Origin of the sequence: Desulfosporosinus fructosivorans, assembly GCF_004766045.1 — a bacterium.
Lineage (GTDB): Bacteria > Bacillota > Desulfitobacteriia > Desulfitobacteriales > Desulfitobacteriaceae > Desulfosporosinus > Desulfosporosinus fructosivorans.
The window spans coordinates 295311-309525 of record NZ_SPQQ01000005.1; the positions used below are offsets into that span (position 1 = coordinate 295311).

The 14215-nt window shown below is 40.8% G+C and carries 15 protein-coding genes; all 15 read right to left on the reverse strand.

All coding sequences use genetic code 11. From position 1 onward, the window contains the following. Window positions 1–14: 14 nt before the first annotated feature. The 15 genes from E4K67_RS15960 to E4K67_RS16035 all read right to left on the reverse strand — a co-directional run bounded on the left by E4K67_RS15960 (window position 15) and on the right by E4K67_RS16035 (window position 14118). Window positions 15–983, reverse strand: coding sequence for an endonuclease/exonuclease/phosphatase family protein (locus E4K67_RS15960; RefSeq protein WP_243454496.1), 969 nt, complete (start codon window positions 981–983; stop codon window positions 15–17). Between the two features lie 316 nt (window positions 984–1299). Beyond that, the gene (locus E4K67_RS15965) at window positions 1300–2133 is read right to left on the reverse strand and encodes an ABC transporter permease (protein WP_135548407.1); all 834 of its coding nucleotides are present in this window, start codon (window positions 2131–2133) and stop codon (window positions 1300–1302) included. Continuing rightward, window positions 2130–3149, reverse strand: a complete 1020-nt coding sequence (locus E4K67_RS15970; protein WP_135548409.1) for an ABC transporter permease — start codon at window positions 3147–3149, stop codon at window positions 2130–2132. Before E4K67_RS15970 ends, E4K67_RS15965 begins: the two co-directional genes overlap by 4 nt. A gap of 246 nt (window positions 3150–3395) precedes the next feature. Next, the gene (locus tag E4K67_RS15975; RefSeq protein ID WP_135548411.1) at window positions 3396–5003 is read right to left on the reverse strand and encodes an ABC transporter substrate-binding protein; all 1608 of its coding nucleotides are present in this window, start codon (window positions 5001–5003) and stop codon (window positions 3396–3398) included. Window positions 5004–5099: 96 nt separating this feature from the next. Further along, window positions 5100–6065: an ABC transporter ATP-binding protein gene (locus E4K67_RS15980; protein ID WP_135548413.1), complete on the reverse strand. Its 966-nt coding sequence runs from the start codon at window positions 6063–6065 to the stop codon at window positions 5100–5102. A gap of 11 nt (window positions 6066–6076) precedes the next feature. Continuing rightward, window positions 6077–7084 carry an ABC transporter ATP-binding protein gene (locus tag E4K67_RS15985; RefSeq protein ID WP_135548415.1) on the reverse strand — a complete coding sequence of 336 codons (1008 nt, stop codon included), beginning with the start codon at window positions 7082–7084 and terminating at the stop codon, window positions 6077–6079. Window positions 7085–7260: 176 nt separating this feature from the next. Next, window positions 7261–8355: a M24 family metallopeptidase gene (locus E4K67_RS15990; protein WP_135548417.1), complete on the reverse strand. Its 1095-nt coding sequence runs from the start codon at window positions 8353–8355 to the stop codon at window positions 7261–7263. 31 nt (window positions 8356–8386) lie between these two features. Beyond that, window positions 8387–8779 (reverse strand): cupin domain-containing protein, encoded by a 393-nt coding sequence (locus E4K67_RS15995; RefSeq protein WP_243454497.1) that lies wholly within the window; start codon window positions 8777–8779, stop codon window positions 8387–8389. Between the two features lie 5 nt (window positions 8780–8784). Further along, window positions 8785–9333, reverse strand: coding sequence for a helix-turn-helix domain-containing protein (locus E4K67_RS16000; protein WP_135548419.1), 549 nt, complete (start codon window positions 9331–9333; stop codon window positions 8785–8787). 474 nt (window positions 9334–9807) lie between these two features. Next, entirely contained in the window at window positions 9808–10776 is a 969-nt protein-coding gene (locus tag E4K67_RS16010; RefSeq protein ID WP_243454513.1) for a D-alanyl-D-alanine carboxypeptidase family protein, read from the reverse strand. Between the two features lie 89 nt (window positions 10777–10865). After that, window positions 10866–11990, reverse strand: a complete 1125-nt coding sequence (locus E4K67_RS16015; protein WP_135548423.1) for a sensor histidine kinase — start codon at window positions 11988–11990, stop codon at window positions 10866–10868. Further along, complete coding sequence (vanR, locus tag E4K67_RS16020) at window positions 11980–12678, reverse strand: VanR-ABDEGLN family response regulator transcription factor (RefSeq protein WP_135548425.1); 699 nt, start codon at window positions 12676–12678, stop codon at window positions 11980–11982. Before vanR ends, E4K67_RS16015 begins: the two co-directional genes overlap by 11 nt. Before the next feature lie 144 nt (window positions 12679–12822). Continuing rightward, complete coding sequence (locus E4K67_RS16025) at window positions 12823–13071, reverse strand: hypothetical protein (protein WP_135548426.1); 249 nt, start codon at window positions 13069–13071, stop codon at window positions 12823–12825. Between the two features lie 110 nt (window positions 13072–13181). After that, window positions 13182–13583: a DUF2500 domain-containing protein gene (locus E4K67_RS16030; RefSeq protein WP_135548428.1), complete on the reverse strand. Its 402-nt coding sequence runs from the start codon at window positions 13581–13583 to the stop codon at window positions 13182–13184. 160 nt (window positions 13584–13743) lie between these two features. Beyond that, on the reverse strand, window positions 13744–14118 hold the full coding sequence (locus E4K67_RS16035) for a TfoX/Sxy family protein (RefSeq protein WP_135548430.1): 375 nt from the start codon (window positions 14116–14118) through the stop codon (window positions 13744–13746). Window positions 14119–14215 lie beyond the last annotated feature (97 nt).

Sequence of the window (14215 nt, forward strand, 5' to 3'; positions counted from 1 at the left end):
CGGGATTAATATATTTAGCAATCTTTTAATTTCAATTTTACATACACGCCCGCATGATCGGATGGCCAGAGTTTTGTTGTACGATCACGTGGAGTCTCTCCTACCACTTCAGCTTCGACTGCAGTCCAATCCATGTTATTCTTGAACAAAATTAAATCGACTCTTTCATTTAGTTGAGATTTAACATTCAACAAATCAGCATCTTGGCAACAAGTGAACCCATAACTTTTGTCAGCGGCAATCCAAGTGTCCTCAAAACCTGCTGCAATCAAATTCCGATAAGTTGGGGTTCCACTGCCATTGGCATTTGAATTAAAATCGCCTGTAAAAATTAGTGGGATTTTCGTTGCTGCTGGCCCCGATAACAATTCATTAGCCTGGGAAATCTGTACTTCAGGAGAAGCCGAATCAAGATGTGTATTAACCAATCTGAATCTACATCCCTGAACTAAGGCGTCAATAGCTGACCATCCCCGCAGAATTGTAAATGGTTGTCCGGCAATTTTCACCTGCAAGTTAGTCTTAAAGTTGGTCTCTACCTTTCTGATAACCTTTACCTGACTTGTCTCACGAACCAAAATAACATCTCTATCGGTTAAACGGATAACATTCCATAAACTGCTTGGTAATGTCGCTTCTGAATTCTTGTTTTGTGCTACTACTTTATATACTAACCCTCTGCATTTTAATTCACAAAGAAGAATATGTACGAAGTCGTATACAAGTCTTTGCGAATATGGTGAATTAAGCTCCCATAACGCCGCTTCCTGCAATCCGATAATATCTGGTTTTTTTAAAATGATCTGGTGGGCAATAGCCTTTGCTCGTTTCGAAAAATCAGTAGCCAGAAATTGATAAAATACCTTTGTTACAAGTCTTGGAATTTGTTGATGGATTGCTCTAAGAAGAGGTGTCAGCTCCGCACCAATATAAATATTCCAAGTCATGATTGAAAGCAGGACATTTCGGGATGATCTCAACATGTTCCCTTCTTTCTCCATAATAATATAGTGTAGTATATGTGCCTCTTTCTGAGTGGTGGTGCGCTATCCCCAAAAAAGAGGCTTATACACCTATGAAATGGTGAATAAGCCTCGAAAATAACGGCAATTCTCGAACAAAAAGGGTCTGTAACAAACTGGAAAACAAGTTTAGTTACAGACCCTATATCTTTACGAAGAATTTAAATAGTAATTTAAATTTAAACTTCCACCTCAAAACTGAACACGTTAGCAACTCACTGAGCAGTCACTATGGTTATGGCAATCGCACAAGTAGTCGAGGATATAAGTGAGTATTTTACAGTTCCTTTCTCAGCCTTGGGTCGAGAAAGTCCCTCAAACTGTCCCCGATAAAGTTGGTCCCCACTGCCATGGTCAGAATTGCCAAGCCAGGAAAGGCTCCAATCCACCAATAGTTAAAATTCAAAACGCCATCTGCCACCATTGCTCCCCATTCCGGTGTAGGCGGAGGGGAGCCAAGACCCAAGAAACTCAAACCTGAGAAAAGAAGAATTGCATTGCCAAAATCTAACGTAGCCAAAACCAAGACTGGACCAATACTATTAGGCATAATCTCATGAAAGAATATTCTAAAATGGGAGGCACCCAGTGATTTGGCCGCTTCCACATACTCATTCTCTTTGTTGGCGATAACCATACTGCGCATAACACGAGCATAGTTGGGCCACCAGATAATTACCATAGCCAACAAGGTATTATAAAGACTTGGGCCTAAAGCGGCAGCAATGGTCATAGCCAAAATAATCCCCGGAAAAGCCATTACCATTTCTGAGACACGCATCATGATTTCATCCGTTAGTCCACCAACATAGCCAGCAATACCACCATAAATCATTCCTATAAATGACGCTAAGGTAATTGTAGCCAGTCCCGCGATGAGAGAGATTCTACTCCCTATCAGAACCCGACTGAAAACATCGCGCCCAATACTGTCTGTGCCAAACCAATGGGCACTGCTTGGTGCTTGAAAGCGATTTGCCAAATCTTGTCCTAAATAGCTATAAGGGGTAATCAAAGGTGCAATAATAGCTATTACAATCCACAAGGTACATACAATGATCCCTATCGAGAATAAGAAGTTGTTTTTCATGATTCGTAGTAGCATTTTCATTTATACCTCACTCTGGGATCTAGAATTCCATAAAGGATGTCTACAATCAGATTAATAACAACATAGTTAATGGAGATCAAGATAGAAACCCCGATGATAGCAGGAAAATCTAAGTTCCCCGCCGCCTTATAGGCATATTGACCGATACCAGGCCAAGCAAATATCGTTTCTACTAAAACCATTCCACCCAAGAGATTCCCAAAGCCTATACCAATCACCGTAACTACTGGTATCAAAGCATTGCCCAGGGCATGTTGCATAATAATCATTTTTTCAGTCAGACCCTTAGCCCTTGCGGTACGAATAAAATCCATTGACATAACTTCTAATAAACTTGAACGGGTCGTACGAGTAATTAAGCCCATAGTGAAAGAGCCCAACACTAGACCCGGTAAAAACAAATGCTGTAAAGCATCCCATGCCAGACTCCAATTTCCTGCTAAAAGGGCATCAATAACGTAAAAATTAGTGACCGCAACTGGTGGCATCATATAAGGGCTTATCCTCCCTGGCCCCGGTGCTATCCCCAGTTTTACATAAAAAACTAACAACACCATTAGCCCTAACCAGAAACTAGGCACAGATACCCCTAGAACAGAGATTCCTCTGATCACTTGATCGGTAGCGCTATTGCGTTTGATAGCAGAAATTATGCCAAAGAGCATACCAAAAAATATGGCAATAATAATTGAAAAGATCGCTAATTCAAGCGTTGCCGGAAAATATTTTTTCAGGTCCTCCATTACAGGCCTCTGGGTTCTGATGGAGTTCCCCATATCTCCCTTTACTAAGTTACCTACGTATATAAAATACTGGGTATGTAAAGGTTTGTCCAAGCCCCACTTGGATTTAAAGGCTTCGACCATTTCTTGGTTATCAATATTCCTCTGGCTTAAATTGGCCAAAACGGGGTCACTGGGCACAGAGTGGGAAATGAAGAAGACAACCAACGAAACTCCAATGACAAGGAATACTAAGAATAGCAATCTTCTGGCTGTGTATTTTAGAAGTCCCAACGTTCGTTTTACCTCCTTAAAGCCTTTTGGGTTAAGAAATATCTATGTACTTGCTGCTCAGACTCAAACAGGCTATTCCAGGTTTTAGAGCGCCGGCTATTGAGGCAAGTTTCCCTGTAGCCAGACTCGAACAGGACGTTCGAGCTTAGAGCGTCGCCATGAATGGCTTGTGCTCCGTAATGACGAGAAGGGACAATCTCAAGGGAGGCAGATGCTAGTATGCACCTTGCACCTGCCCCCTTTTAACTATTTAGCGGAAACATCTTTGAGATTAATTTTATAAAGATCGATATAGTCAGTGCCCACGATGTTATCTCGTGTAGCGTAATGACGAGCGTGCTGTAACAAGACATCAAAAGCGCTATCTTCATCCATCATCGCTTGAATCTCTTGGAGATACTTGATCCGAGTTGCTTTATCAGTCTCAACTGACGCCTTTTTACCCAGTTCGGCTAATTTGGGATTCATTTCGGCAGTCCAATTGGCACGAAGACCGACTGAATTGCCAGGTAAGAAGGCTAATTGGGTGTTTGGATCTGGATAATCTGGACCCCAATACCAAAGCGATAGAGCCTGTTGACCTTTACGATAGGGGTCAAGGGCAACCATGATATCCGAAGTTTTGATTTCAGTTTCAATACCAATCTGGAGGAGATCGTTTTGGATTTTTTGAGCGAGTGTGGGTAAATTCATACCTTCCACAGCCAAGGTCGCAACTTCAAGGGTAGTTTTGAACCCTTTTTCGTACCCCGCTTTTTTCATTAACTCTTTAGCTTTTTCGATATTTTGAGCAGTTTTAGGATCTCGCGGAGGCAAAGTGCCTAGAAATCCGACTTGAAATGGTGCAACGGGTGTAACAGAACCTTCACCGGCAATTGTTTGTATCCCTTGATAGTCTAAAACCAAACGAATGGCTTTTTGAACATCCGGGTTAGCAATGGGGCCACCGATTTTCGGATCACGATTCATCAACAGGAAGGTCAGGGTCATTGATTGTGCTTTCTTGATTTGAATGCCAGGCTTGTCTTGAAGTTGCTTGACATGTTCAGGTCCTAGGTTGAACGCGATGTCAATATCCCCTTTTTGGAGCATCATTAATTGCGTTCCAGGATCAGGGATTGATTTCAAAATCACTTTATCGTAGTACGGGGCTTTACCCCAGTAAGTTTTATTCCGAGCTAAGACTACTTCCACTTTCGGGGTATAGGATTCAATTACGTAGGGGCCGGATCCTGCAGAATGAGTGTCAAACCACAATTTCGCCTTATCAGAGGTTGCCGCATCTGCTGCATTGGTTGCTCCATTGGCCATCGCCAATTTGCTGTCAATCACACCAAACGCATTATAGGTCAGTTTGGTCAAGAAAGAGGCATCTTGCTCTTTTAGCTTAAAAACCACCGTATTTGCATCTGGCGTTTCGATTGATGTAATACCATCTGTCAAGAAAGCACCATTACCTTTTAGGTTAATGGAGCGCTCGACACTCCATTTGACATCTTGGGCGGTAAGCGCATCACCGCCGGCAAACACTATTCCCTTGCGGAGCTTAAAGGTATAACTTAGACCATCCTTGCTGACCTCATGGCTTTCGGCTACGCCATATTTTGGGGCATCAAGGTTCTCTTCGAACTGCATCAAGGTATCATAAACCGGATGCAAGACAAGCAAACCATAGACCTCATAAGCCAGACCTGGATCAAAGGTTTCATAGTCTGGATCGAGTGCCATAATCAACTGTTTACTACCGTCTGAGGCTGGCTGCTTAGTATCAACAGCCTTGCTCCCTCCACATCCTGCGATTAAGAGTAACACCAGGGACAGCAAAGCTAGCAAAATTCCATACCTTTTCTTCATAATCTCCCTCTCCTTCTCTTTTTAAATCGTATTTGGGGATTAGTTTTACACCCCCTTAAGAAATCAGAATCTAATAATCCCTCCTTATTCCAATTATTAAACTTGATGACAAGCTGCAAAATGACCCGCAAACACCTCCTTTAGAGGAGGTTCAACTTGAGCGCATAAGTCTGTCGCCTGAAGACACCTAGTATGAAAACGGCACCCTGTCGGAGGATTCGCAGGACTTGGCACATCCCCTTTAAGCAGGATTCGTTCTATCGAATTATCCGGATCAGTATGAGGAATAGCAGATATCAAGGCCTTGGCATAAGGGTGCAGAGTGTTGCGATAGATATCTTCATGATTACCGGTCTCCACAAGTTTACCTAAGTACATTACACCGACACGGTCGCAAATATGATGTACCACGCTTAAGTTATGGGAGATAAATAAATACGTCAAATCATATTCTTTTTGCAGATCTTCCAACAAATTAATCACCTGGGCCTGAATCGAAACATCCAACGCAGACACTGGCTCATCGCAGATAATCAGCTTCGGATTCAAGGCCAAAGCACGAGCAATCCCGACCCGTTGCTTTTGTCCTCCAGACATTTCATGGGGATAACGACTAAGATGATAGGCAGAAAGACCCACCTTGTCCAGTAAATCGTTTATTTTCGCCTTGCGTTCAAGCTTTGTTCCAACCTTATGTATGTGAAAAGGTTCATTTAAAATATCCGCAATAGTCTTCCTAGGGTTTAAAGAAGCACTGGGATCTTGAAAAATCAGTTGCATTTTTTTACGCATTTCTTTCATGCTCTTATTTTTAAGGGCAAAAATATCTTCTCCCTCAAAAATCACCCTACCAGCATTGGGCTTATAAAGCCCCAGCATAGTGCGCCCAAGTGTGCTTTTTCCACACCCTGATTCACCGACCAAACCAAAGGTTTCTCCCTTAAAGAGTTCAAACGACACGTCATCAACGGCTTTAATATACTTTTTCGTGAACGAATAGCTTCCTTCCGTCTGAAAATACATCTTGAGGTTTTGAACCTGAACAAGCACATTATCATCCATGTTACACACTCCTATTGCCCCTGCTTACTTAAATCCTTCGCCTGCCGCCAGCATCTAACTGCACGTTCATCTGGCAGATGGATCAGATCTGGGATCTTCTCGGAGCAAATAGCCGTTGAGTATTGACACCGAGGTTGAAAGCTACAACCAGGAGGCATGTCGAAAGGGCTGGGAACTGTACCCTCAATCGTATGCAAACGTTGCTTTTCTCTGGTTATCGTTGGAATAGACTTTAGGAGCCCTTCCGTATAAGGGTGCAACGGTTCTCGGAGCAAATCTTTTAGTGGGCTAGACTCCACCACCTGCCCCGCATACATTACTACCACACGATCGCACATCTCGGAGATAATCCCCAAATCGTGGGTAATCATAATGATGGCGGAATCTATTTCCTTACGCAAATCCTTCATTAATTCTAAAATCTGCGCCTGAATTGTGACATCCAACGCCGTTGTAGGTTCATCGGCTAAGAGCAGTTTTGGACGACAAGCCAATGCCATAGCAATCATAATCCTCTGTCTCATTCCGCCAGATAATTGATGAGGGTACTCCTTAAATCTTTGCTCCGGAAGGGGAATTCCAACCATCTTCAAGAGTTCTAGCGCGCGTGCTTTGGCTGCTTTTTTGGTGTAGCCTTTATGCAGTAACAGAGGTTCCATGATCTGCTTCCCACAAGTGTGGATCGGATTTAAGGAGGTCATGGGTTCCTGAAAGATCATCGATATTTCATTGCCTCGGACTTTTTGAACTTCTTTGACAGGCAATTTTAATAAATCTAGGCCATTAAAGAAAATTTCTCCGGTAACCTCCCCAGGGGGATTAGGAATTAAGTTCATAATCGAGAGCGCCGTAACACTTTTACCACTGCCACTTTCCCCTACAATACCGAGCGTCTCGCCAGAACGTATCGAGATACTTACATCTCTAACCGCTCTGAACACTCCTTCAGTAGTCCTGAACTCAACATTTAGGTTTTCTATTCTCAGTAAATCATCATAGCCTAATGGATCGTCACTCATGGCTTTAGCTCACAATCATCAAGATTTGTTCTTCTGAAACAAAGGCACATTTAAAGAAAACTTGGCTAGTGCCAAGCCTTCAGGGGCCGGCGATCGCCTTAGTTGCACTTATGCTTCCAGAAAGTATGTAACTGTAAAGTTATACTTTTTGACTAGTACAAGAAAATAACTAGTCCTCACACCTCAATTAATTCTCGAGGGAAATTGTTAAAACGTACCGGTCCTTTTTCGGAAAGTCCGACAATGTCTTCAATGCGAACCCCAAATTGCTGCGGTAAATAGATCCCTGGTTCAATACTAAAGGTCATTCCTACTTTCAGGATTTCTGTATTACCCGAGACCAAAAAGGGATCTTCATGGACATCAAGACCTATACCATGACCTGTACGATGAACAAAATACTGACCGTACCCTGCTCGGGAAATGGCATTGCGGGCGGCCTCATCTACTTTTTCACAAGCGATCCCTCCTTGGACAGCCTGAAAACCAGCTTCGTTGGCCTCTTTTACAGCATTGTAAACCTTTTTGACTTCTTCAGACGCTTTACCTATGGAAAATGTTCGGGTCATATCCGAACAATATCCTTGAAAGAGTCCTCCGAAATCTAACACGACTAAATCGCCAAGAATTAACTTTCTTTCTCCCGTATTGTGATGTGGGGAGGAGGTGTTGGGTCCTGAGGCTATAATTGGTTTGAATGAAACCTCATCTGCTCCATATTCCTTCAGCTTATTTTCGACAAAGAAGGCTATTTCCTTTTCGGAAATACCGGGTTTGAGCACCGTGGGTACTTCTCCCATCACCTTGTCCGTCAACCCACCGGCCTTTTCTAGAATGCTCATCTCGTTTTGGTCTTTAATCATTCGCACTTGCCTCATCAATGCTGAGGCACCCATGAATTCGTAACCAGCAAAAGCTTTTCTGATACTCAAAAAGTGTCCTGCCCACATTCTTTCATCGATCGCTACTATTCCTGAAGGTTTATTGATTAACGGGAGTAACAAGTCCACAGGATCTAATCCATCAGCCCATGTCAATAAATGAAAGCTTTTTTTCTCAAGATTGGTCGCCATTTCCCGATACATCTCTGGCAAAATCATAACAGGAGTGCCTTCTGCTGGCACTAAAAAGAGTTGCACCCTCTCATCTGCAGTAGTCTTTAATCCTGTGAGATAAAATAAATGGGATGAAGGAGCCAATACCATGTATTCCGTTCCTTGACGTTTCATGATTGCTTGGATTTTCTTGATTCTCGCTATAAAATCAACCATAACTCTTGTATACCCTCCTTATAATTCTCCGCTATTTGACCAAAACCCAAATTAATTCACAGTTTTCAGTTCCATCATTAAAAGCCCAGTGTTCTTCACCGGCAGGAATTAAGGATGCTTGCCCTTCGGATATACGGCATTCTTTTCCTCCACTCACAGTTAAGAGTGATCCGCTTATTACGAATGAGTATTCATGCTCAGCATGAACTCCCGCGCCCTCCGCCGGCACTCTTGCTCCAGGGGGAAACACCACAGTCCCCATGGTCACCCTCGCATCCTCCACTGCATCAACGCCAAAAAGAGTTTTCATGATCACATCACAACGATTGGCTGCTATAACATCTTTGTTAATTACAAGTTTCAAAAGTGCCATTCTCCTTTTATCTTCTTCTTTTTTGAAGGCTTGTTTATAGCCGTTAAACATAACGATTACTCATGAAATATTATTGGGGTAAGTACAGCAATCATGTGTACTGACTCCTCTGTTGGGTTACGCCAGGTATGATCTAACATTGAGGGGAAATGAATCGTATCACCCTCGTTCATTTCATATTCTTTCTCCCCGACTGTCATTAGAACACTTCCTTTTAATATGTAATAGAATTCCTCGCCTGGATGGTTAAATACTACATCTTTTTCTTGACGCGGGGCTAAGATTATATGAAGCGGTTCCAACACTTTTCCTGAAAAGTCCCCTCCTAATCGTGCAAATACAGAATTTGATCGCTCAATCTGAAAAGACTTGCGACCTTCAACCGGTGTAAAGAAACTGTTACTTACTGTACTTTCAAAAAAAGATGACATTGAAACATTGAATACGTCCGCTATCTTTTGAAGAGATGTAATTGCCAGAGAGCTGTTTCCCCGTTCTACCTGAGAAAGAAAACTGATTGATAATCCACTTTTTTCACTTAACTCTTTAAGAGTCATGTTCATGTTGACGCGCAAACTCCTAATTCGTTCGTATATATTTTCCATAACTACCTCAATTTCCTTTATCAATTACACTTATATGAAATATATTATAGTAATACAATAATGTCTATACTTTTTGTAATATAATACAATATTACGATATTAGCTATCATTATTTATATAATATAGAAAGCAATCTATATCAACTATGATTAAGTTTGCCTTTGCCTTTGCCTTTGCATTTCATTCCGATATCAGAGCGGAAATAGCAATTATTTCTTTGGCTGAAGAGATTTAAGATTCTATTACTGACGACAAACAAAGCCAAGCTAGTCTCAAAAACCAGCTTGGCTTAACATTTAATGGACGAGTTCAAAAAGTCCTTTTCCATCTCTTGTACTTTTTGATACAGCCATTCATTCGTCGGTGTTGGCACATGGTATTGCCTACCCAATGAGATCGTTCATCTCGATATCCAGGCCTATTTGAATGGACTCGTATTGAGCGCACTCGATGTTCATCCTTAGTTGAACAAGTTCACTTTCCTAATTTATTAAACACGGCGTAAGCGTCATCAATATTGTATTGCTCTGATTCGTGATTCCCTTTGGCGCCTGCCGTTACAAGTATATATTCCTTGCCATCTTTCTGCGCTAAGCTTGCAAGGCATAGCCCGGCTTCTTCCGTGTATCCGGTTTTACCGCCTAAAATTTTCCCACCTTTAATCACTGGATTATTAATATTTTTAAACATTGTGTTTTGAAAGGTAATCCCCTCAGGATGTTTGTTTGTCGGTGCCGTGGAGTAGCGTGAAGCAGTAAAAATATTCCGAAACGTGTTGTTTTGTAAGGCATAGCTCAAAAGTATCGATAAATCCTTTACGGTCGTGTAGTGATTATCGTCTTGAAGTCCGGTAGAATTGGTAAAATGTGTATTGCTCATTCCGAGTGCCACTGCTTTTTGATTCATTTTCTCGACGAATTTTTGCTCTGATCCACCAATATTGTCTGCCAGACCAATGCAGCACTCCGCTCCGCTTGGCAACATTATGCCGTAAAGCAAATCGATTGCTCGGACTTTTTCATTCGGTTTGAATCCTGCTAGTGAAGCATCAGCTTTGTACAATTCCTGAAACATGGAATTAGGTAGATCTATATTTTTCTGTAAGTCCGGTAACTTCTCGATTGCAACGATTGCAGTCATGATTTTAGTTAAAGACGCGGGGTAAATCTTTTGAGTGCTGTTTTTCTGCATTAAAATGCTGTGATTATCCATCCGAACCAAAATCGCGTTCGAACTATACAGATTGTCTATGGGTATGGAAACTGCGGAATTAGATACTACCGCCGTTAACGAAGGAACCGACTCGACTTTATCGCCGCCGATATTTTTAAAGAATGATTGGCCGTTAAGAACAATGTCAGATTTGTACCCGATAACAATAACGACAATCATTAACAGCAGGATCCAAGACTTCGATTTTCTCTTTTTTGTATTACGCATTATATAAAACTCCTTATTCAGTGCTGTTTCTATTTAAGCACTGAATAAGGAGCTATGTTGTACTTTTCTCTTATGGACTTCTTAAGATTTTCTTATGACGGAAGCTTTACCGTAAATATGGTGTGTTCTGGGTTGCTTTCCGCTGTAATCGTTCCGCCATGTGCCGTAGAAATTTCTTTGGCGATTGCCAAACCCAAACCAGCTCCGCCAGTGTTTGTGGAGCGTGCGGAATCCAGTCGGTAAAATATTTCGAAAATAGTGTCCAGCTTTTGGGCAGGAATCGGATCACCCTGATTGGTGAAAGTAATAACCACGTCCCCCCCCTGTTGGGCCGCTGAAATATCAATCACGCTGTTTTCATAACTGTAGGCAATTGCATTCTTCAAAATATTGTTAAAGACGCGGGCAAGCTTATCCGCGTCCCCCACCAAGATGAGATCTTCGGGAACATTAATCGCGGCTTGTTTTCCCTCCGGCGTGAGCATGGGGTAAAATTCATCAGCCATCTGCTGAAGCATAAAGGCGAGTTTTATTTTGCTTTTATGCAAAACAATAGACTGTAGATTAAATCTTGTAATTTCAAAAAATTCATTGATCAAGTCTTCCAGCCTATAAGCTTTCTTTAAAGCTATGCCAACGTATTTCGCTTTTTGCTCTGCTGGCATATCCGGGGCTTCATCTAACAGGCTCAGGTATCCGATTACTGAAGCTAGTGGGGTTTTGAGGTCATGCGCCAAATAAGTAATCAGATCATTTTTTCGTTGCATTTCCGTTTGCACAAGCTGCTGATGTTTTTGTGAGATTGCTTTTATTTTGATAAGCTGTGTTTCAATTTCGGAATATTTTTTTGGCAGAGTTAACTCATCATTATTTGAGTTCATGAAGGAATTCATTGAGTCTGTAATAAAGACGATGTCTTTTTTACTTATATAACGCGCATAAAAATGTGCTGAGAGACTCAGACATAATATGAAAATCATTAGAAAAGCAGAAATTCCATTAATAAAAAATTGTTTGATTTCAAACCAGCTTCTAAATATGACTCCTATTTTTTCATTACTTGAACCTCGGGCGTCAACAATAAATCTACTGAAAAACCAATCACTAAATGCCCCATTAAAGACATGGTCCGCTAGCCACACCGCACTTAAACAAAATAAAATAATTCCTATGATGATAAGAGATGCTTTCAAAATTCTCGTTTCATTATTTTTCAATTTTGTAGCCGACCCCCCACACCGTTTTAATGTATTTTGGATGCTCTGCGGAATCGTGCATCTTTTCCCTCAAATGGCGGATGTGTACCATCACTGTATTATTGCTGTTTTTGAAATATTTATCGCCCCATACCTCGTGGAATAGATGTTCTGAACTCACTACGCGCCCCTGATTCACACCCAGCACCCACAGAATAGAAAACTCTGTGGGTGTAAGCGCAAGCGGCTTTTCGTTTAAGGTACATTCATGAGAATCCTTATCTAAAACCACCCCTGAGAATTCAATTAACTTTTCCTCACGCAATGGTTCGCCAGAATTATATTTAATAAACCTACGCAACTGTGCCTTGACACGGGCAACAAGCTCCAAAGGCTGAAATGGTTTTGTCATGTAATCATCCGCACCAAGTGTCAGTCCGGTAATTTTATCGACTTCTTCTTCTTTTGCTGTGAGCATGATAACCGGGAAATTGTGATTTTCCCTAATTTTTTGGCAGAGAGCAAAACCATCAATATCTGGTAGCATGACATCAAGTATTGCAAGCTCCAGCTTTTCCGACTTAACGCACTTCAACGCATCTTGGCCGTTATAAAATTTAAACACTGTAAATCCTTCATTTTTTAAATAAACTTCAATTAAATCCGCTATGGTCTGTTCATCGTCTACAACTAAAATATTGATTCCCATAAGTCCATCTTCATCTTCTTCCTACATGTAAATGGAAATCCCCATTATCAGGGTACTGTAAAAGAATAATTTGTATCATACTAAATTTCTTAATATAACCTTAAGATTTTATTAAGATGCTTTCTGAATGTATTCGTTGAAATATTATTTGTAATTTACTTCATAGCTCATTACAGAATAATCCTTCAAATTAACCATCATTGATACATTTTTTCCATCTTCTAAATTGCCTATAACGCTTATTGTACCATAATTAATAGACTTGCTGACTTTTATAGTCATATCTAGAATATCTTTCTCCATTTTACTTAGATAGCTAGAGATTGCTTCTTTAACTTTGCTATCATCAATTGTTTCTTTATAACTCCACATCTTTCTAATATTTTCTCCCAAGACCGTTTTTAATCCAGGAATGAATTAATAGACCGTTCAAAGAACGGTCTATTAGATAATTATAACGACTGATATATCACATAATTCTACGCCCAGTTACTTAGGCTTATTTATTGCGCATTACTCCTAAGAAAGCTTAAGTACCTAGTACCTTGAAAGTTTAGTTTTCCGATGTCATCCTCCGCAAGTTGTCCGTATTCACTACCATTGACCATGAATTCCATGCGATCTCCGCTTTCAACCTCAAAAGTTACAAAATATGTAGTGCTGGAATGGACATGATGCATTCCTGTTTCTCCAGCACCATTGTGAATACTGCTTGTTGAATGCGGTCTTTTTGCGGTAACCTTGGCAATGACACTTAATATTGGTTGTGAGTTATTATATTTCCATTGTCCAATACTTTTTACGATACCAAAAATAATTATACCAAACACTAAGAAGAAAACTACAAAGAAAATAATTGGTGCTACTGAAAACAAAAAATTAGGTGGACCATTATCCATAAACATGCTAACACCCCCTAAAACCTGAATAGTCCCTCTATGGTTAAAGTCGACCCAACTACTTATAAACTTACATTCTACATCTTTCTAAATAAATCCTCCCATATATGGTCCGATTAGTAAAAAGCAATTAACCCCTTGCTGTAGGCAAAGGGGTTAATTGCTTTTACCAAGGCATTTGCTCACCTTTTGTCAGTTTTTGCTTTTTGGGTTTTATGTTCTTATTTCTAGATGCAGATAAGGATTTCATAGCCCAATCCGCTAACAGTTCTCTGTTTTCCAAAATATCAACAGGAACCTCATAATATGGCATTACCAGGGGTTTGTCATCAAATGGTTGGAATGGTTCCATTCCTGCCCTTACATAATCTGACTTATTAGAGTCATCAACTCTAAAATATAGGACATCATCCCCAAGTAATCCGAAAATCAAACTGTCATAGTAAATACCAGCACCGCCAAACATCTTCTTGACAGTAACAACACCCAACATACCAAGTTGGTCTACTACATAGTCTTTGAAACCTTCGTCAACTGCCATTCTCTTCCTCCAGTTTAAGTTAATCAAACTCTTTCTTTAAGACACATTTTATCATAGCAATAAGTAATCAAATTTGCTAGCTCTCTTATGTCCTCAA

What these genes read in the sequence shown, in the direction of transcription:
- E4K67_RS15995 (WP_243454497.1), bottom strand. Translation starts at nt 8,779, where the DNA reads ATGTTTAACGGCTATAAACAAGCCTTCAAAAAAGAAGAAGATAAAAGG.
- E4K67_RS15980 (WP_135548413.1), bottom strand. Translation starts at nt 6,065, where the DNA reads ATGGATGATAATGTGCTTGTTCAGGTTCAAAACCTCAAGATGTATTTT.
- E4K67_RS16030 (WP_135548428.1), bottom strand. Translation starts at nt 13,583, where the DNA reads ATGTTTATGGATAATGGTCCACCTAATTTTTTGTTTTCAGTAGCACCA.
- E4K67_RS15990 (WP_135548417.1), bottom strand. Translation starts at nt 8,355, where the DNA reads ATGGTTGATTTTATAGCGAGAATCAAGAAAATCCAAGCAATCATGAAA.
- E4K67_RS15975 (WP_135548411.1), bottom strand. Translation starts at nt 5,003, where the DNA reads ATGAAGAAAAGGTATGGAATTTTGCTAGCTTTGCTGTCCCTGGTGTTA.
- E4K67_RS15985 (WP_135548415.1), bottom strand. Translation starts at nt 7,084, where the DNA reads ATGAGTGACGATCCATTAGGCTATGATGATTTACTGAGAATAGAAAAC.
- E4K67_RS15960 (WP_243454496.1), bottom strand. Translation starts at nt 983, where the DNA reads ATGTTGAGATCATCCCGAAATGTCCTGCTTTCAATCATGACTTGGAAT.
- vanR (WP_135548425.1), bottom strand. Translation starts at nt 12,678, where the DNA reads ATGGGAATCAATATTTTAGTTGTAGACGATGAACAGACCATAGCGGAT.
- E4K67_RS16000 (WP_135548419.1), bottom strand. Translation starts at nt 9,333, where the DNA reads ATGGAAAATATATACGAACGAATTAGGAGTTTGCGCGTCAACATGAAC.
- E4K67_RS16035 (WP_135548430.1), bottom strand. Translation starts at nt 14,118, where the DNA reads ATGGCAGTTGACGAAGGTTTCAAAGACTATGTAGTAGACCAACTTGGT.
- E4K67_RS15965 (WP_135548407.1), bottom strand. Translation starts at nt 2,133, where the DNA reads ATGAAAATGCTACTACGAATCATGAAAAACAACTTCTTATTCTCGATA.